Source organism: Gluconobacter albidus (genome assembly GCF_002723915.1).
Taxonomy (GTDB): domain Bacteria; phylum Pseudomonadota; class Alphaproteobacteria; order Acetobacterales; family Acetobacteraceae; genus Gluconobacter; species Gluconobacter albidus.
The window spans coordinates 24,754-41,884 of sequence record NZ_BEWL01000002.1 but is presented as its reverse complement, the minus strand read 5'-3'; the positions used below and the strand labels follow the sequence as shown (position 1 = coordinate 41,884).

The following is a 17,131-nucleotide window of genomic DNA, read 5'->3' as shown; positions in this document are numbered from 1 at the left end:
ATGAAAGCCTTTGAAAGAAGTGTTATGGTTTCGTGAAAAACGATATCCTTTGACACATCAGTGTCACGGAGCCTCTCCCGACGCCGGATCGAAATGAAACGTCGGCTTTAACTGGCCCGAAACAGGGGCCGCCGGCGGGGCAGGCACCGGCATCACCGGCGCCGTTGCCCCCTGCGGCTGGGACTGCAGCTGGGGGACAGTCTGAACAGGATGTTTTACAAAAACCGGAGCGAGACGCCGCACACTTTGCCCGCGCCGGAGAATCACCCCGGTCGCGCTGATCTCCGCAACATTCCAGTCGCCCACACGCTCTCCCACACCCACAACCCTGCCGCGACTGCCAGCGGCGCCGGTCCGGATGATCGCCCGCCATCCTCCCGGACGACCGGAAATCCCCACAACCTGCGGCTCCCCCGCCTGCACAGCGCCCCTGCCCCGGGGCTGCCGGTCAGGCTCAAACAGGGGACGCCCCAGAATAGAGTCGACATCAACCTTCTGCGGTTCCTTTGACGGTTGGGCACAGGCCTGCCCCATCAGCAGGAGGCTCGCGAACAGACCGACCTGAGACCATCGACCCAACATCATTCTGAAACGCCTCTTCTCCGAACCGGCCGCATTTTCCGCCCTCATCTCCTCACTCCCCCGCCGGAGCGGCGAGCAGCGGGCGCACCAGAATGGCGGGCCAGAGCGCCCCTCCGTCGACGCGCTCCATCCGGATGCGGACCAGCATGGGAAGCCCCCGGCTTTCCCATGTTTTCTGCCAGACATAATGTCCCTCAACGACGCCGTAATAGGAAAATTCAACGCGCCCTACGTCGCGGGCCAGCGTTTCTTCATGCGGAATTTCAGGTTGCAGAGCGCAGTCCGCCCGGCGGAACCGCCGCCAGCGCAGAACCAGCCGTTTGCCCGCATCCACGCCCAACCCCACCTGAACCTGCCTGCCATAACCGCCCTGCTCCGGCAGCCACGACACGAAACCAAGCCGCTCCGCATCACCGGAAAAAAGAGAGGCGCCCCGGCCATCAGGCGTCTCCGCACGCTCGATCAGACGACGCAGGGCCTCTTCCGCCCCCTGAAACGTCGCTTCGTCGCCATAGCGTCGCTCCGCCTGTGACCAGCCCCGCGTTCCCACACCCACACCCTGCCAGAGGGCGACGGACAGCAGCCCGAACACGACCGTCACGACCAGAATTTCCAGCAGCGTAAAACCGTCTTCTCCCGAATCAGACCCCAGACCTAGCTTCATTCCTGCACCGCAGCCCCCACTGCCCTCCCCGACAGAGACACAGACCGCGCCGCGCCGTCTTCCCACACCCGCACCTCCACCGAAAACAGCCCCAGTGACGCCCGCTCCCCCCGCGCCGGAGAAACCGCAATCTGGCGGATATCCACACTGGAATGATAATGCGGCGGGATGTCATAGGTCTGCGAACCCGGCCGGAAAGACGGCATGGCCAGCGCACCCTCCAACTGCGACCTGGCCACAGAAAGCAGACGCAGACCATGATCCGCCCGTCCCCCACCCGCCAGCCCCGCTTCGATCGAGCCTAGCATGGCAGCCAGGGCAAAACCCGCGATCATCAGGGCCACGATGACTTCCAGCAGAGTGAAGCCCTGATCCTGGCGCAAAGTGCGGACCGGTCGTTCAGCGCTCATCAATCTGGATCCGTCCCGTCACGTCGCTGAAGCGGACAAGGGCAGCATGATGCCCCAGAACAACCATCAGCGGCTCCCCCGTCACGCGCCCATCCGCCATGAACCGGTAAGACGCCCGCGCCATCATCCCGCCAGAGACCGTCGGAACAAACACCCGCGCAGGCTTGTGAATGCGCGTCGTCCGGAGTGTGTGCCCCTCAACCGTCAGGAACGTCCCCTCCGCGCTGTCCAGCAGAACCGTCACGGTTTCACCGCGGGTTTCAGACAGATCCTGCGCCTGATGCAGAAGATCCACGACCTGTCGCCGCGCCACGGAAAACGACAGTGCCTCACTCCGCAGCGGTCCCCGCTCCAGCGCAACACCCAGCAGGATTCCGGCAATGGCCAGCACCACCATGATTTCCAGAAGGGTAAAACCGGCCTCCCCCCGGCTCTGTGCGTCAATGTGCAAGATCATTGAGGCTCAGCATCGCCAGAAGCAGCGCGGAAACAATTCCAGCCACCAGAACGCCCATGATGATGGTAATCGCCGGGACGAGAATGGCCAGAAGACGCTGGATGATGACGCGGCTTGCATCCTCGTGAATATCCGCAGACCGCAGTGCAATGGCCGAAAGCTGTGCCGTTTCTTCACCCACGCGCAGAAAATGGATCATGGCTTCGGGAAAAACCTTCGTCCGCTCCAGAGAATAGGCCAGGCCCCGCCCCTCGCGCATGTCCCGCGTGGCCTCGCTCACACACGCCGCGCCCGCCGTATTGCCAATCACCCCTTCCGTGATCCTCAGAGCCCCCACAATAGGCACACCGTTCTGCATCAGCGTGCCGAGCGTGCGGGTAAACTGGGCGGCCATGATCTCCAGCAACAACGATCCGAGGATCGGAACCCGCAGCAGAAAACGGTCAAAGACAAGCCGCCGCTCAGGCTTCCGAAGCGCTGCGTGAATACTGACGCCCGCAATTCCGAAAGCGACCAGCAGCACCAGCCCCCAATGCGTCAGGAAACTGCCCGTCGCAATCACGATCCGCGTTGCAAGCGGCAGGGTGGCGCCATTTTCCTCAAACAGAGGCACGAACTGCGGCAGCACCTGCGTCAGCAGAAGCACGATCGAAAACACGGACGCCACGACCAGAACCGCCGGATAGATCATCGCGGACTGGATGGTCGCCCGCAGCTTTCTCTCCCGTTCGAGCAACTCCGAAAGATGCAGCAAAGCCTCTCCCAGCGCGCCCCCCGCTTCCCCGGCCCGGACCATGCCCACATAGAGTTTCGGAAAGACGGAGGGCATGGTCTCAAGGGCCTCGGCAAAGGCCTCACCATCCCTGACCCGGTCCCGCAACGCTCCGATGACCCGACCATTGCGCGGCCCCACGGCCGTTTCCCCCAGAAACCTGAGGGCACGGTCCAGATCGAGCCCGGCGGTCAGCATGGTTGCCAGTTTGCGGGTAAAATCCGCAACCTCCGCAGGCCGCAGCCGAAGCGTATGGCGTCGCCCCAGCAGCACCCGCACACCACCCTGCACTGCGCCCCGCCGCGTTGCGGGCGCAACCTGCACGACCATCAGTTTCTGGCGTTGCAGCCGCTGCATCACCTGCTGTTCCGTGCTGGCAAGCATATCGCCATGCACCAGCCGCCCGTCCGGACCAACCGCGCTGTAGTGCCACGTCTCGGAAGGACCCGATGCCGCACTCATCCGTCATGCCCGATGATGCGCGAAACCTCTTCAAGGGACGTCTCGCCTTCAAGCGCCAGTCTCAGGCCCGCCTGAAACAGCGTTTCCATTCCTGCCGCAACGGCTGCCTGTTCGATCTCGGAATGGTCCGCCCCAGCCATGATGAGGCGGGAGATCTCCCGCGATGTCGGAAGAAATTCCGCCACGGCACTGCGGCCGCTATAGCCGGTCTGACGACACTCCGCACAGCCGACCGGATGCCACAGCGTGTGCGACGCCCCCGGATCAAGACCCAGACGATGCGCCAGTGCCGGATCGACAGCTTCGGGACGGCGACAGTGTCCACACAGCCGCCGCACAAGCCTCTGCGCCAGAATACCGCGCAGAACGGCCGTCATGAGATAGTCTTCCAGCCCCATGTCCCGCAGTCGCGTCACCGCCGCCGCAGCCGAATTCGTATGCAGCGTGGACAGCACGAGATGCCCGGTCAAAGCTGCCTGAACGGCAATCTGGACGGTCTCGATATCGCGGATCTCGCCGACCATGATGACATCAGGGTCCTGACGCAGAATGGCGCGGAGCAGACTGGCAAATGTCAGCCCAATGGCCGGCCTGATCTGAAGCTGGTTGATCCCCGAGAGCTGATACTCCACCGGGTCCTCGACCGTCATGACATTGCGTTCGGTCGCATTGAGCCCGGCCAGCCCCGTATAAAGGGTGGTGGTCTTGCCCGAACCTGTTGGCCCCGTCACCAGAACAATCCCGTTGGGCATCTCCAGCGCAGAGCGGAACGCCGCGATGACGGAGGGCGCGAGGCCCAGACGGCTGTAGTCGAAACTGACGGTCGTCCGGTCCAGAACGCGCAGGACAACTGTCTCCCCATGCAGCGACGGAACGGTCGAGACCCGGAAATCCACCTCATGCCCGCGCACGGCCAGCTTGATGCGCCCGTCCTGCGGCAACCTGCGCTCCGCAATATCCAGCTTTGCCATGATCTTGATGCGCGACACGATCGCCGCGGCCAGACGCGGGCTCTGGCTGTCCACCTCATGCAGAACGCCGTCATAACGATACCGGACCACAAGCCGGTCCTCGAAGGGTTCGATATGAATATCCGACGCCCGCGTTTCCACCGCCTGGAAAATCAGCTGGTTCACCAGCCGGATAATCGGCGCCTCGCTGGCAAGATCCTTCAGCCGGTCCGTATCGTCCTCCGCGGCAGACCCTTCCGCATCGAAAGCACCCTGCCCTTCGGAGCCGTCCGCGCCGTCCTCAGGATAAAGCCGGTTCAAAATCGCCGAAATATCCGACGGCCGTCCCACCTCACGCCGGACCTCACAGCCCGTGGCGAGTTGAACAGCAGCCGACGTATAATCATCCAGCGGATCTGCCATGGCCAGACGCAGCGTGCCGTGTGCGCAGTCCAGCGGAACGGCCCGTGCCTGATGCAGGAACCGTGACCCCAGATCGTCGGGCAGGACCGGTTCCTGAACGGTGGCCAGATCCTCCGGCGTCAGAACCGTTACGTCCAGCGTGGCCGCATAGGTTGCGGCCAGATCGCCCTCGCTGACCAGACCGAGCTGGAGCAGAACAAGCGCCAGAGACTGTCCGGTCTCGGTCGCGACATTGCGGGCCCGCTCCAGCGCGCGACCTTCGCAGACGCCACGCTCGCTCAGCGCGGCCTCAAGGCGCGTGTCAGCCGGGAGCATGGCGAACTCCGGTTGCCGGGCCGGGCGGACGCCCGCTTCTCACGTGCTTGTCGTGCGATTGCAAATCCGCCAGTGTCCCATCGCCATGACCGTTTCCCTGCTTGTTGCCGTTTTCCTTCTGGCCCCAGTTGCGGGGAGTTTCCTGGGCGTGCTCATACGCCGGATCCCGAGGGGGGAAACCGTGGTCTCCGGCCGCTCGCATTGTGAAAGCTGCCATGTTCCGCTGTCTGCCCGCGACCTGATCCCGATCCTGTCCTATGCGGCGCAGAAGGGGCGATGCCGTCACTGCAAGAGCCGGATTACCCCAGACCATCTCTGGATCGAACTTGCAGCGCTCACCGTGCCCGCCATGGCCCTTTTGACCCGCGTGATCGCCGGTCATTTTCAGGATCTCCCCTTCCGGCTGGCCGACTGGGACGCGTTGTCCTTTGTGGGAGACTGCATCCTCGGCTGGGGGTTGCTGGCCCTCTCCGTGATCGACCTCACCTGCCTGCGGCTTCCCGACATGCTGACGCTGCCGCTGCTTCTGATGGGGCTTGTGGAAGGATATGCCACAGCCGGAACGGACGGCGTGCTCGACCGTGCGCTCGGGAGTGCGGCGGGGTGGCTGATCTTTGCACTCATTGCCGCCGGATACCGGATGATCCGTCACAGGCAGGGTCTCGGAGGTGGGGACGTCAAGCTGCTGGCCATGGGCGGAGCCTGGGTCGGGCTGGGCGCGCTGCCTGTCGTCATCGGTGCGGGTTCGGCCTTGGGTATCGTGCTGGCTCTGGCAACGGCCATGCGCTCGGGGCGCTTCAACATGACGATCCTTGTTCCCTTTGGCCCGTGCCTTGCCGCGGCGATCTGGCTGGCGCGTCTCATGCTATGCCGTTCGTGATCCTGACATGATCCTGCGATGACTTACCCGATGCCCTGATGCAGGGGCAGAGAGGTTTTCGAACTGTCATGAATTTATAATATTCCAACCCTGTCATCGTGCAGGGGTGCAATGATATTGCCTCGCGAAGCTTTTCATTGCCTTTCATGTGGACCGTTTCATCAGGTGGCCCCTCCCCGCTTTTCCCATGTTCTGTCTTAACGCATGATCCTGTCGATACCGGGGCCTGAGGCTGTTTTCCGCTGGTGGGTGAGCCGTATGGCGGAGCTCCTGCCTGCCGCCCTGAGGCGGGACCAGCGGCAGGATCTGCGCCTCCCGGTCCGGCGGGACGGAACCCTCGAGCCCGGCAGCCTGTCCCGCCTTCCGCGCCCGGCCTCCCGCAAGAAGAGCCTTCTTTCAGCCCGTCCCGCGCCGGTCTGCCTTGTCCTGCCTGCCGGTGCCATCCTTTCGCGTGAACTCACTTTACCCCGCGCAGCCGCCCCCCATGCGGTGCAGACCATCGGCTACGATCTGGACAGGCTGACCCCGTTCCGCCCCGAAGACGTCGTCTGGACTGTCACGCCAACGGGGAAAGCCTTCCCCCTGCGTAACGGTCAGGTGGGCTTCCGCCTTCTCGTGGCACCACGCCGTACCTTTGAAGCGGCGATGCAGGAACTGGCAGAGCATGCCGTTATCCCGACACATCTGCGGTGCGAAGGGATGGAAGGCGTCCTTCCACTTGGCACGCCCTCGAAAGTCAGGAAAATCCGGCCTTCCCTGCTCGTCCTGCTGGGTCTTGCCCTGATCGCAGCTCCCTTCATCCGTCAGGAGATCTCGCGTCTGCGGCTCGATCACGCCCTTTCCGCGCTGTCCACAGAAAAGCAGCAGGCCGAGGCGCTGCGACGGGACATCGCCGGTTTCACACAGGGGCCGGCCGCCATCCGCCGGGAAGAACACAGGCTGGGATCGTCCCTCCTCGTGTTGCAGACGCTCACGCAGGCCTTGCCGGAAGATACGTTCCTGACGGAACTGCATCTCCATGAGCGTCATGTCTCCCTGGAAGGACAGTCCGCACAGGCCACGCAACTGATCGGTATTCTGGAGCATCGCGCCGCGTTTTCGAACGCAGCTTTCTCGGGGCCGATCACACGCTCCGAAGACCGTCGGCAGGATCTCTTCACCCTTCATGCTGACGCTCCGGGCTGATCCTGATGTCCGCTTCAGCCTCACCCCCCATGTCCGGTCTGCCCGACGGACGAAAAGGACGTCTCCTCGCCCTCGGCATGACGTTCGTCCTGCTCGTGCTGGTCGCATCCGGCGCATCCCTTCTGCTGAACCAGTATGCCGAGGGACAGGCCGATCTGGCCGAACAGCAGGACATCCTCGCCCATACGCAGATCCTCGTGGACACCCTGCCCGATCTTGAAAAACGGGCCCGGACGGCATCGCTTCAGGCCCGTGGCAGCACGCTCCTGATCAGTGAAACCTCGCAGGAAACGGCCCTTGCCCGCCTCCAGCAGATCGTGCACGACGCCGCCCTCGAGGGGCAGGCCCTGCCGACGAGCATGGAACCGCTCCCCGTCTCGCGCACCGGAGCGTTCGAGCGGCTCGGCGTGAGGGTTTCCCTCACCACATCCTATGCCGTACTGGTCCGTCTTCTGGACGCCCTGGACCACAGTACCGCTCCGCGCCTGCTGGTCGATGATCTCCGGATCGACGTGTCCGGCAACCCGCAGGCGATTGACGAAACGGCTGAAGGGCGCGCCCTGGATGCGTCCTTCACCATCCTTGCGCTGCGCGACCCCCGTTCCATCGCGGCGTCCACCGCCCCCCGGCCATGATCCCTTTCCGCCGACAGAACAGACTGAGAGACAACGTGCCTGCTTCCCTGTCCCCTGCCATCTCCGGGATGTCCCGCCGTTTCCTCCTCATGGCAGCGCTCCCGCCGCTGGCTCTGCTGGCGGGCTGTTCGTCCACGCCACCACACCTGACACCCCTGCCGGTCTCGAAACATCTGTACGGCCAGACGGCCACGCCCCGCGTTGACGGTCCGGTCGGGAGCATGGAATCCGCCCGGGGCGGCATGCTGAGTTATGGCCGGGCCTCCGGCACCCGCCAGACGGGCGGTGGCGCCTCTGAAAATGGAACCCTGACCCTCAATTTCGTGGATGCCGATATCCAGTCGGTTACGGACGAAATTCTCGGGCGGCTGCTTCAGGCCAACTATCTCGTTGATTCAAACGTCCACGGCACCATCACCCTGCGTACGCCGCATCCGCTGCGTCAGGACCAGCTTCTGCCGGTTTTCCGGACCGCACTCGCGGGCGCAGGCGCGGCGCTGGTCGAGGAAAACGGCATTTACCGCGTGACCACCCTTGCGGGCACGGCGGGAACCGGCGGTGGAACGGCAGGCAACACGATCGTTCCGCTGCGCTACACTTCGGCTGAAAGTCTGGTGAAGGCGCTTCAGCCCATCCTCAAGGGCGGGGACCACATCGTTGCGGCCCCGGCGGGAAATGCCGTCGTGATTTCGGGCGATCCCGCCACGCGGGCCTCTCTGGAAGAACTGGTCCGGACATTCGATTCCGATGTGCTGGCCGGACAGTCCTATGCCCTGTTCCCCGCAACCAGCGGCAATGCCAGCGAAGTCTCGCAGGCCCTTCAGGCTGCTCTGGGCAGCAAAAAGGAACAGGCGCTGGCAGGCCGGATGCAGGTCGTGCCCATGCCACATATCGAAGCGGTGATGGTCATTGCCGCAACCCCCGCCCTTCTGGATCAGGCCCGTCGTGCCTTTTCCGTCATCGAGGCGCAGCGTCGCAGAACCGTGCGGAAATGGAATGTGTTCTACATCCAGAACAGTCGGGCGAACGACGTGGCCTATGTTCTGCAACAGGCCTTCACCCCAGGCCATGTCACGGCCGTCCCCACGGCAAAAGCCCAGCCCTCCTCTTCAGGCTTCCAGAGTTCCTCGTCCGGTTCCGGGAGTTCGGGAAGTTTCGGCAGCGGGATGGGCTTCGGGTCTTCAGGCGGCGGCACATCCCAGCAGGGCAACCAGCTCTCCGGTTCCGGTCAGAACAGCCCGTCTTCGGACGGCCAGTCCGGCCAGACGCAGACCGCACAGGATGGAATTTCAAATAATCCCCTGCTCGGGGGGCTGGGTCTGGGCAGTTCGGGCAACAGTTCCGAAACGTCGGAAATCCGCATCATTCCCGACAGCCAGAACAATGCCGTTCTGGTCTATGGCACGGCCAACGAGATGGAAACCGTGGCCTCCATGCTCCGCAAGGTGGACATCATGCCCCTTCAGGTTCGCGTGGATGCCACGGTCGCCGAAGTGACGCTGAATGACTCGCTCAATTACGGCACGCAGTTCTTTTTCAAGTCGGGCGGAATAAACGGTATTCTCAGCAATGCGTCCCAGTCCCTTGGAAGTGCCAATCTGGTGTCGTCGCAGCTCTCCAGTTCGTTCCCCGGTTTCGTTCTCGGCGGGTCGGGACAGGGGGGCGCGCCCTTCGTCATCAATGCGCTCCAAGCCGTCACGAAAGTGCGCGTCCTGTCCTCGCCTGAACTGATGGTCGTGGACAACCAGGCCGCCTCCCTGATGGTGGGCGACATGGTGCCGTATCTGACCGGCTCGACCACCGGGGTTCTGACGTCGAATTCCACCATCACGAATTCGATCAACTATCAGCCCACGGGCGTGATTCTTCAGGTCACCCCCCATGTCAGCAATGGCGGGACGGTCACGCTCGACATCTCCCAGCAGGTCAGCTCCGTGGCTTCCAGCACGACGACAACCGGCAGCGGGTCCATCAACAGCCCGACCTTCTCACAGCGTCAGGTCACGTCGCGCGTGGTCATCGCGGACGGTCAGACGGTCGGACTGGCCGGGCTGATCTCGGACACGTCCAACCGCAACAACAGCGGAATGCCCTGGCTGAAGGATATTCCGCTCCTTGGAATGCTGGGCGGAAACCAGACCAACACGCGAAACCGCACGGAACTCCTGATCCTCATTACGCCCCATATCATTCACAGCCAGAGCGAAGCCTACGCCCTGACGGAAGATCTGCGCGAACAGCTTCTTCACGCAGCACTCCTGCCGGCTGAAATGAACGGCATGCCCCCGACCGGCTCGGCAGATCCGCAGCACCGCATTCTCAAAGCGGTCGGACTGCACGACTGACATGCCGGCCGGCACCCCATCGCTCCCCTTGCCTCCACGCGGCCCGCTGCGCGGACGGGAGGCGGGGTTTGCGCTGCTACTGGTGCTCTGGACGCTTGCTTTTCTGGCCCTGATCGGCACGCAGGCCCTGATGCTGGGCCGCGCGTCCCTGAACCTCGAAAGCACGGCACTCTGGAAAGCGCGACTCCAGACAACGGCAGACGCCGCCATCACGACGGAACTCTACGCCGTCGCCACGGGGCGCACGCGCCCGAAGGGCCAATGGTCTTCCAGTCCTGAGGCCACCGAGTTTCAGGTCAGAACGCGCAGTCAGATCCGACGGGACAGGATCAATCCCAACATTGCCAGTCAGCCGCTGATGGCAGCGCTCCTGATGACGCAGGGTTTTTCATCCGATCAGGCCGCCTCTCTGGCAGCCACACTTCTCGGGTGGCGCAGTGAAGGGTTTCATGTGGCGGACAGAGCCTCGGGCTGTGTGTCACAGGGGCTGCCGTTTCATGATCTGGATGATCTTTCGGCCGTTCCTGGCATGACGCCCCTGTTGCTTGAGGGGCTGGAGCCGCATCTGTCCTTTGCCCAGCAGGAGTTGCCCGATCTCCACACCGGCGATCCGTCCGTCCGGAAGGCTCTGCTGAAATCCGGGATTTCAAGTGGCGCGGATCAGACGGATCCGAACAGCGAAGGAAACGGCGGCGTCCTTGTTTCCGTGGACGCCTTCGTCTTCCATGGCGCTTTCAGGATGTGGCGTCATGCCGAGGCTGTTATGCTTCCTGATGAACGCCCCATTCCCTGGCGTCTGGTCCGTCTGGAAACCATGACGCCAGACAGCACTCCCTCAGGGATTGCAGATCATTCCTGATCCCGCCTCGCCCCGGCCGTTCGGTCCGTGGGAACAGAGGTCATAGTCATGCCCCTCCCGCTCCGAAGGGGCATGGTAGACATAGGCATGGTTCCAGGGATCGGACGGAACAGCGCCGCCCTTCAGATAAGGGCCGTTCCAGTTCTCCACCGATGACGGGCGATGGACCAGCGCGTCCAGACCTTCCTCCGTGGAGGGATAATCGCCCGTATCGAGCTTATACATGTCCAGAACCGTACCGATCCGAGCGATCGACTGCTTGACGACGGACTGGCGGGCCCCCCCCAGCTGGCGCAGTGCGGCCGGTGCCACAAGCCCGACCAGCAGGCCCAGAATGGCCAGAACCACAAGAATTTCCAGAAGGGTAAAACCGGCATCATCGCGACGCTCGGCACGGGAGACCTGTCTGGGACATGACATTTTGATGACGTACCTTTTTTAACCGTTCGTCAAACGGTACTAAAGCTTCGGACCTTCTCTGCCCAGCGCATGATGGGGGTCACGGTGCTGTCTTCATAATTTCTTCATTCCGGACAGAGTGTCCCGACAGGTCTGCCATGCCCGCTCCCCTTCTGGCCTGCATGCTCGCGGCCGCCATCCGGTACGATCTTCCTCCGCGGGTTCTGCCTGCCATATGGGAAGTCGAACGCGGCGCCATTGGCCTCGTGCATCACAACACGAACGGTTCCGACGATCTGGGGCTGATGCAGATCAACACGCAGTGGGTCGGACTTCTCTCCCAGATCACCCGCATGCCGGCCACCCAGACGGCTGCGCGTCTTGTGTCGGACGGATGCTTCAATATCGCCGCTTCGGCTCTTATCCTGCGAAGTTACCTCAACGAAACGCACGGAGACCTTCTTGAGGCCGTAGGAGATTATCATTCCCACACGCCCCAGCTGAATTCCGCTTATCAGAAGCGGGTTCTCCAGCAGGCCAGGCGCCTGTTTGCGGCTGGAAACAGCCCTCAGGAATGATCTCTGCCTGAACATTCAGGCGCGGGAACCGGGACGCGCCGTTCCTGTCTCTTTGATTGCAATTCAGTGAATATTGACGTGTTTTAACCGGAAATGAGTGTTGGCGGATTTTACGTCAGGTTCCGGTCAGACTGCTCAAATATCTCTTTCTTCAGGCCGAAACGACCATGAGAACTGCAACCGCAGAGGGTGGAAAGTTCGGACAAGAGGGTAAGTAACACCTTGCTCTCTGATCGCAGATTTTCTGATGTGGAGAGCAGCATGTCCACGGTTGACAGTTACAACACAACATTTAGCCCGACGAGCACGGGCGACCTCAACACTTCAGCGACCGGCCAGAACCTGAGCATGGAAACGGCACAGGAAATGGAGCAGGCCCTGATCCAGCTCCTGCAGGAAATGGAAGCCAGCGGCAACGCCTCAGGTACGGGTTCGTCCGACACAGGGTCTTCGACGCCCACACCTGTTGGAAACACGGGCCTGTCCCTGACCGGCAATCTCAGCGATGACATGAAAACGCTGAAGACGCTCGTCGACATGAACGGCACGAACGGCAACACCCTGCAGCAGTACGCTCAGGCTGTTTCGTCGGAAGCCAGCCAGCAGGGTAACGGCCTCGATTCTTCCGTTGCGGGCAATATCGGCCGTAGCCTGTCAGATGGCACCTACGACCAAGGTGGCAGCAGCAATGCCATCAAGCAGGCTCTTCAGGGCAACAGCGTCGATGCGCTGAGCAACAACGTCGACACGATTGCGGACGCCCTGCAGTCCGGCAAGTCCGGATCGGATGAGTTCAACAATCTCAATGCCCTGGCCCGCGAAGCCTCGAACGCCGGCAACAGCAACCTTGCCGATGTCGCGAAGATGCTCGCCAGCGAAATTCAGTCCGGCACGTTCAACGGTAGCTCTGCTGCATCCGAACTGAAGTCCGCACTGGGTTGACGCCCGGCATTCTGCCCGGCGCGCCTTCGGGGCGGCGGGAGAATGCAGAGCGTGTACAGGCGTTCGTTACGAACGTCACGGTTTTCGGGAGTTCATGTGGGCTTCCGGATGGCGCCAGGAGAAAACGGCGCTGTTTTCAGTCACCAACAACGTCATGGAGAATAAAATGAGCGGTTCCATCTCTGCCAGCAGCGACTCAACCATGCAGCAGATCATGCAGGAGTCCGAAGCCATGGAAGACCAGAACCTGCAGAAGCAGGAACAGATGTCTGAAATCTCCAACGCCCAGACATTTGCAAACGACTTTGCCCAGACGATGGAAAGCAACGCGAAGTCCGCCTTCACGAAGGACTGATTTCCGCATCGTCGGACATGGCCTGCATGCCGGGGGCAGACCCCGTCGTGCAGGCCATTTTCCGTTTTTGCCACCAGGAGGATCTGTCCTCCCAAGCCGGGATGCATCATGCTGGTTGTTCAGAACGGATTGCACAGCGATGCCGTCATGACGCTTGGCACGGAGCCTGTCATCATCGGTTCCGGCCTGCAGGCGACCATGGCGCTGCTCGATGAGGGCATCGCAGCGCAGCATGTTTCGATAAAGCCGCAGCCTGAAAGCGCGTATCTGCTTCAGGCCCTCGCACCGGATGTTGTTGTGAATATGGTGCCTCTCCCGTCTGGCGAGAGCACGATCGTCACAGCCCCTGCGACGCTACGGCTTGGGCCTGTTTCCCTTCATCTGGGTTCTGATGGCACCCTCGCGTCTTCGCCAGAAACGTTTACGCACGCTGCCGAAGATATTCCCGCCACAAAACGGAAAATCAATCCCACCCTCATGGTTGTGGGGGGAATGGCAACAGCCCTGATGCTTGTTGTGATACAGGCGCTGTCGCATTCGGCGACACCCGCACGCAGGACAGACATGGCCTCCGTGTCCCACACGCCGGATCCGTCAGCAGCCCAGCCCGTCCCACAGTTGGTCAGCGATGCGGAACTGGGCCGTCTCGTCGTGCAAGAGCTGACAAAAAACAATCTTCCCGAACTGAGGGTCAGTGCCTCTTCCGGCGTCATCATCATTGACGGAAGCCTCTCGGCTCAGGAAATGAAGACGTTCCACGAGGTTGAAAAATGGTTCGATGCCTCCTTCGGAACACAGGCCGTATGGGTTTCGAACGTCTCTCCCGCCCCGGCCACACCGCCGGTTGATGTGCCCATTCAGGCCGTCTGGACGGGGAAAAATCCCAATATCGTCGTACATTCTCAGCGCTACCGGGTGGGCACTGAAATTGTCACAGGATTGTCGCTTTTCGAGATACGGAAACATACCGTAATAATGCGCAAGGGTTTACGACCTATTAACTTTAATTACTGATCTGCGGCCCCCCGCAGATGAGGCGGAGACAGGACAGATGGTTCAGAGAGTCTGGTCCGAAGGGACTGTCCGTCTCGACCGCGCTCTGCAGGACCTGTCGCTCCAGCATGATGACAGTCTGCTGAACGACGAAGTTGCCGCCCTTCGCCAGACACTGGCGCCTGAGAACGCGCTGTCTGAAACCATCGACCCACCCACCGTTATCGGCGCGGTCTATGCCCATATCATGCCGCATCTCCGTAACCCCGCGGTTCTTCTGCCGTCGCGCAGGCAGGACCTGCTGCGACGGCTGGAAGAACAGGCCTCCTCGCGCTCAAGCTCGGCTCCTGTCGTCCCCGGGGGACTGGAAACGCTCAGACATGAACTCGCGGCTCTGGAGCAGTTGCTCAAGGCGTCCAACAGTCTGATCGGCGGCTGAAATCGTGGAAAGCGATCAACGCGATCTTTTGCTGTCCCTGGCCTATCTCTACATCTGCTGCGGACGGCCCTGGCGGGCTCTGCCCATGTTGCTGCTGGTGCTCGCCCAGCGCACGGGAGACCATGAATGTCTGCGGATGCTGGCGCATGTCTATACCGTCATCCGCCGCAGTGAACTCGCCCTTGTTGTGCTCGACTGTCTCGACAGGCTTGAGACCACTCCCGATGCGGGCAATGCCCTTCTGAGAGCGCGGGCGCTGCATCAGCTTGGTCGGCTCGACGAAGCGCGCACCTGTTTTGCGCACTATACGCGGCACGCTGCGGCATGAAGCATCTCACGCCCTTTTTCCGGGTCATGAGCCAGCGGCAGGATCTGGCCCTCGTTCTGGTGCTGGTCCTGACGATCGGCATGCTCATCATGCCGCTGCCCGCGGCCTTTGCGGATGTGCTGATCGGATGCAATCTCAGCCTGTCGGTCCTGCTTCTGATGGTGGCCGTCTATCTGCGGTCGCCGCTGGATCTGACAGCGCTTCCCGGCATGATCCTCGTCTCGACCGTGTTCCGGCTGGCGCTTGAAGTCACGGTCACGCGGCTGATTCTCACGACGGCGGATGCCGGGGCGATTGTTGAAACGTTCGGCGAATTCGTCATCGGCGGAAACATCGTCGTCGGTCTCGTCGTTTTCGCCATCGTCACCACGGTCCAGTTCATCGTCGTCACAAAAGGCACCGAACGCGTTGCCGAAGTGGGCGCACGCTTTACGCTTGATGCCATGCCCGGCAAGCAGATGAGCATCGACAGCGATCTGCGGTCGGGCGATATCGACGCAATCGAGGCCCGGCGCCGTCGCACGGAACTGGCCAGCGAAAGTGCCCTGCACGGCGCAATGGATGGCGCCCTGAAATTCGTGAAGGGCGATGCGATCGCCGGGCTGATCATCATCGTGGTCAATCTGGTCGGGGGGATCGGCATCGGTGTGGCGCAGCACGGTATGGCGATCGGCCAGGCCATGCAGACCTACACGCTGCTGACGGTTGGCGATGCTCTGATCTCGCAGATTCCGGCCCTTCTGCTGTCCATCACGGCGGCCGTCGTGGTCACGCGCGTGGGCGGTCATGGCATGGATCTGGGCCGCGATATGGCGACCCAGCTGACGGCCAACAGCAGCGCCCTGCGCGTGGCGTCGGTCGTTCTTCTGGCGATGGGACTTATTCCCGGCTTTCCCAAACCCGTCTTCCTCATTTTGGCGGCAATTTTCTTCTGCGGCAGCCGCCCGGACTGGAAGGGCCTGACGAGCCGCGTTTTCCGACGCTCCGCCGAACCGCATCCCGGCGCGCAGGACGATGTCTTCTCCGACGCCTCACCGGCGGGACAGGCCAGCACGACCCTTCAGGAAAATTTCACCCCCCTGATGGCGATTACTCTCAGCCAGAAGCTGAACGCCACTCTGGACCAGGGACGTCTGACCCGTCTTCTGGCGCGCGTCAGCATGGAAATCGGCAACGATCTGGGCTTCCAGTTTCCCCCGCCCACCCTCCGTCAGCACGACGGCAGCGGGGAGCTGCGGTTTTCAATTGATCTGGAAGACGTTCCCATCGAGGAGCATGAACTGCGCAGGGATTTTCTACTGCTGCACGACGATCCGGTTCATCTGGACCTTGCCGGGATAGAGGGCGAGGAAGGCGTTGCTCTGCTGACCAATGATCCGTCCCTCTGGGTTCCCTCCGTCAGTGAAGGGCGGCTCCGGGCAGCGGGGATCGGGTTTTACGATCATGCCGGGATCATTGCTTTCCGCTTCCGTGCTGCGTTGCGTCGCCATGCCGGGCGTTTCCTCGGGCTTCAGGAAACGCGCCAGATCGTCCAGCGCGTGGAGGCACAATATGCCGATCTGACGCGCGAGGCCACGAAACTGGTGCCCGTCCAGCGTCTCGCCGAAGTTCTCAGGCGTCTCGTGGAAGAAGACGTGTCGCTGCGCAACATGCGCCTTATTCTGGAAACGCTCGTGGAGTGGGGCGAGACCGAAAACAAGGTGCCGATGCTGGCTGAACATGTCCGCAATGCCCTGTCCCGTCAGATCTGCCACCGTTATGCGACGAACCACAGGGCGATCCCCGCGATCGTTCTGTCGCAGGCAACGGACCAGCTTCTGCGGCAGTCCGTCCGCGAGACGCCTGCCGGCTCGTTTCTGGCGCTGGAAGTGGATGCATCCCAAAAACTTCTGGAGGCCGTCCGCGAGCGTCTGGCCAACGCGCCCGGAAAATCCGGCGCGGAAGCGGAAACCACCAAACCCATCATCGTGTGTTCGGTCGACACGCGACGGTTCGTCAGGGGATTCCTGATCCGGAACGGCTTCGACAACCCCGTTCTCTCGTATCAGGACCTTGCCGACGAATTCCCCGTCCATCCCATCGCGTCCATTGGAACGGACGTGTTCGGGGCCGATGCAGTCATTGCCAGACAGCAATGACGGATCAACGGATTTTGCAG

Annotated in this window: 19 protein-coding genes; 12 read left to right on the top strand and 7 right to left on the bottom strand. The window is 62.1% G+C overall.

Going from position 1 to position 17,131, the window contains the following annotated elements; translation table 11 throughout:
- Nucleotides 1-63 precede the first annotated feature (63 nt).
- The 6 genes from GAL01_RS03215 to GAL01_RS03190 are packed head-to-tail and all read right to left on the bottom strand — an operon-like array spanning nucleotide 64 to nucleotide 5,035.
- Nucleotides 64-585, bottom strand: coding sequence for a hypothetical protein (locus GAL01_RS03215; protein ID WP_145995601.1), 522 nt, complete (start codon nucleotides 583-585; stop codon nucleotides 64-66).
- 49 nt (nucleotides 586-634) lie between these two features.
- Entirely contained in the window at nucleotides 635-1,246 is a 612-nt protein-coding gene (locus tag GAL01_RS03210; protein WP_062029741.1) for a prepilin-type N-terminal cleavage/methylation domain-containing protein, read from the bottom strand.
- Nucleotides 1,243-1,656 (bottom strand): type IV pilus modification PilV family protein, encoded by a 414-nt coding sequence (locus tag GAL01_RS03205; RefSeq protein ID WP_062029743.1) that lies wholly within the window; start codon nucleotides 1,654-1,656, stop codon nucleotides 1,243-1,245. The genes GAL01_RS03210 and GAL01_RS03205 overlap by 4 nt, the downstream gene beginning before the upstream one ends.
- On the bottom strand, nucleotides 1,646-2,113 hold the full coding sequence (locus GAL01_RS03200) for a pilus assembly FimT family protein (protein ID WP_062029745.1): 468 nt from the start codon (nucleotides 2,111-2,113) through the stop codon (nucleotides 1,646-1,648). The genes GAL01_RS03205 and GAL01_RS03200 overlap by 11 nt, the downstream gene beginning before the upstream one ends.
- Entirely contained in the window at nucleotides 2,097-3,347 is a 1,251-nt protein-coding gene (locus GAL01_RS03195) for a type II secretion system F family protein (protein WP_062029748.1), read from the bottom strand. Before GAL01_RS03195 ends, GAL01_RS03200 begins: the two co-directional genes overlap by 17 nt.
- Nucleotides 3,344-5,035, bottom strand: coding sequence for a GspE/PulE family protein (locus tag GAL01_RS03190; RefSeq protein ID WP_062029750.1), 1,692 nt, complete (start codon nucleotides 5,033-5,035; stop codon nucleotides 3,344-3,346). The genes GAL01_RS03195 and GAL01_RS03190 overlap by 4 nt, the downstream gene beginning before the upstream one ends.
- A gap of 85 nt (nucleotides 5,036-5,120) precedes the next feature.
- Here GAL01_RS03190 and GAL01_RS03185 point away from each other — a divergent pair, with 85 nt between their 5' ends.
- The 5 genes from GAL01_RS03185 to GAL01_RS03165 all read left to right on the top strand — a co-directional run bounded on the left by GAL01_RS03185 (nucleotide 5,121) and on the right by GAL01_RS03165 (nucleotide 10,939).
- Entirely contained in the window at nucleotides 5,121-5,915 is a 795-nt protein-coding gene (locus GAL01_RS03185; protein ID WP_082790712.1) for a prepilin peptidase, read from the top strand.
- Between the two features lie 204 nt (nucleotides 5,916-6,119).
- Nucleotides 6,120-7,100, top strand: coding sequence for a PilN domain-containing protein (locus GAL01_RS03180; RefSeq protein WP_145995600.1), 981 nt, complete (start codon nucleotides 6,120-6,122; stop codon nucleotides 7,098-7,100).
- Nucleotides 7,101-7,105: 5 nt separating this feature from the next.
- Nucleotides 7,106-7,735 carry a type II secretion system protein GspM gene (gspM, locus tag GAL01_RS03175; RefSeq protein WP_062029756.1) on the top strand — a complete coding sequence of 210 codons (630 nt, stop codon included), beginning with the start codon at nucleotides 7,106-7,108 and terminating at the stop codon, nucleotides 7,733-7,735.
- 35 nt (nucleotides 7,736-7,770) lie between these two features.
- The gene (gene gspD, locus GAL01_RS03170; RefSeq protein WP_062029758.1) at nucleotides 7,771-10,080 is read left to right on the top strand and encodes a type II secretion system secretin GspD; all 2,310 of its coding nucleotides are present in this window, start codon (nucleotides 7,771-7,773) and stop codon (nucleotides 10,078-10,080) included.
- A 1-nt stretch (nucleotide 10,081) separates the two neighbouring features.
- Nucleotides 10,082-10,939, top strand: a complete 858-nt coding sequence (locus tag GAL01_RS03165; protein WP_062029760.1) for a type II secretion system protein GspK — start codon at nucleotides 10,082-10,084, stop codon at nucleotides 10,937-10,939.
- Here the strand turns inward: GAL01_RS03165 and gspG are convergent.
- A complete protein-coding gene (gene gspG, locus GAL01_RS03160) occupies nucleotides 10,916-11,359 on the bottom strand; it encodes a type II secretion system major pseudopilin GspG (protein ID WP_062029762.1) in 444 nt (147 codons plus the stop codon). The genes GAL01_RS03165 and gspG overlap by 24 nt on opposite strands.
- Nucleotides 11,360-11,496: 137 nt before the next feature.
- On the opposite strand from gspG, the gene GAL01_RS03155 reads away from it, so the two are divergent.
- The 7 genes from GAL01_RS03155 (at nucleotide 11,497) to sctV (ending at nucleotide 17,111) form a co-directional block, all read left to right on the top strand.
- Nucleotides 11,497-11,916, top strand: coding sequence for a lytic transglycosylase domain-containing protein (locus GAL01_RS03155; RefSeq protein WP_062029764.1), 420 nt, complete (start codon nucleotides 11,497-11,499; stop codon nucleotides 11,914-11,916).
- 261 nt (nucleotides 11,917-12,177) lie between these two features.
- Nucleotides 12,178-12,858 (top strand): hypothetical protein, encoded by a 681-nt coding sequence (locus GAL01_RS03150; protein ID WP_062029766.1) that lies wholly within the window; start codon nucleotides 12,178-12,180, stop codon nucleotides 12,856-12,858.
- Between the two features lie 166 nt (nucleotides 12,859-13,024).
- Nucleotides 13,025-13,213: a hypothetical protein gene (locus GAL01_RS03145; protein WP_141306867.1), complete on the top strand. Its 189-nt coding sequence runs from the start codon at nucleotides 13,025-13,027 to the stop codon at nucleotides 13,211-13,213.
- Between the two features lie 108 nt (nucleotides 13,214-13,321).
- Entirely contained in the window at nucleotides 13,322-14,227 is a 906-nt protein-coding gene (locus GAL01_RS03140; RefSeq protein WP_062029770.1) for a SctD/MshK family protein, read from the top strand.
- Nucleotides 14,228-14,264: 37 nt separating this feature from the next.
- Entirely contained in the window at nucleotides 14,265-14,645 is a 381-nt protein-coding gene (locus GAL01_RS03135) for a hypothetical protein (protein ID WP_062029772.1), read from the top strand.
- A 4-nt stretch (nucleotides 14,646-14,649) separates the two neighbouring features.
- Nucleotides 14,650-14,973 (top strand): hypothetical protein, encoded by a 324-nt coding sequence (locus GAL01_RS03130; protein ID WP_062029774.1) that lies wholly within the window; start codon nucleotides 14,650-14,652, stop codon nucleotides 14,971-14,973.
- A complete protein-coding gene (gene sctV, locus GAL01_RS03125) occupies nucleotides 14,970-17,111 on the top strand; it encodes a type III secretion system export apparatus subunit SctV (protein ID WP_082790708.1) in 2,142 nt (713 codons plus the stop codon). The genes GAL01_RS03130 and sctV overlap by 4 nt, the downstream gene beginning before the upstream one ends.
- Nucleotides 17,112-17,131 lie beyond the last annotated feature (20 nt).

Coding starts and splice junctions, on each gene's coding strand:
- gspM (WP_062029756.1), top strand. CDS start 7,106: ATGTCCGCTTCAGCCTCACCCCCCATGTCCGGTCTGCCCGACGGACGA.
- GAL01_RS03195 (WP_062029748.1), bottom strand. CDS start 3,347: ATGAGTGCGGCATCGGGTCCTTCCGAGACGTGGCACTACAGCGCGGTT.
- gspG (WP_062029762.1), bottom strand. CDS start 11,359: ATGTCATGTCCCAGACAGGTCTCCCGTGCCGAGCGTCGCGATGATGCC.
- GAL01_RS03135 (WP_062029772.1), top strand. CDS start 14,265: ATGGTTCAGAGAGTCTGGTCCGAAGGGACTGTCCGTCTCGACCGCGCT.
- GAL01_RS03140 (WP_062029770.1), top strand. CDS start 13,322: ATGCTGGTTGTTCAGAACGGATTGCACAGCGATGCCGTCATGACGCTT.
- GAL01_RS03185 (WP_082790712.1), top strand. CDS start 5,121: ATGACCGTTTCCCTGCTTGTTGCCGTTTTCCTTCTGGCCCCAGTTGCG.
- sctV (WP_082790708.1), top strand. CDS start 14,970: ATGAAGCATCTCACGCCCTTTTTCCGGGTCATGAGCCAGCGGCAGGAT.
- GAL01_RS03200 (WP_062029745.1), bottom strand. CDS start 2,113: ATGATCTTGCACATTGACGCACAGAGCCGGGGGGAGGCCGGTTTTACC.
- GAL01_RS03155 (WP_062029764.1), top strand. CDS start 11,497: ATGCCCGCTCCCCTTCTGGCCTGCATGCTCGCGGCCGCCATCCGGTAC.
- GAL01_RS03210 (WP_062029741.1), bottom strand. CDS start 1,246: ATGAAGCTAGGTCTGGGGTCTGATTCGGGAGAAGACGGTTTTACGCTG.
- GAL01_RS03180 (WP_145995600.1), top strand. CDS start 6,120: ATGATCCTGTCGATACCGGGGCCTGAGGCTGTTTTCCGCTGGTGGGTG.
- GAL01_RS03150 (WP_062029766.1), top strand. CDS start 12,178: ATGTCCACGGTTGACAGTTACAACACAACATTTAGCCCGACGAGCACG.
- GAL01_RS03145 (WP_141306867.1), top strand. CDS start 13,025: ATGAGCGGTTCCATCTCTGCCAGCAGCGACTCAACCATGCAGCAGATC.
- GAL01_RS03190 (WP_062029750.1), bottom strand. CDS start 5,035: ATGCTCCCGGCTGACACGCGCCTTGAGGCCGCGCTGAGCGAGCGTGGC.
- GAL01_RS03215 (WP_145995601.1), bottom strand. CDS start 585: ATGATGTTGGGTCGATGGTCTCAGGTCGGTCTGTTCGCGAGCCTCCTG.
- GAL01_RS03165 (WP_062029760.1), top strand. CDS start 10,082: ATGCCGGCCGGCACCCCATCGCTCCCCTTGCCTCCACGCGGCCCGCTG.
- GAL01_RS03205 (WP_062029743.1), bottom strand. CDS start 1,656: ATGAGCGCTGAACGACCGGTCCGCACTTTGCGCCAGGATCAGGGCTTC.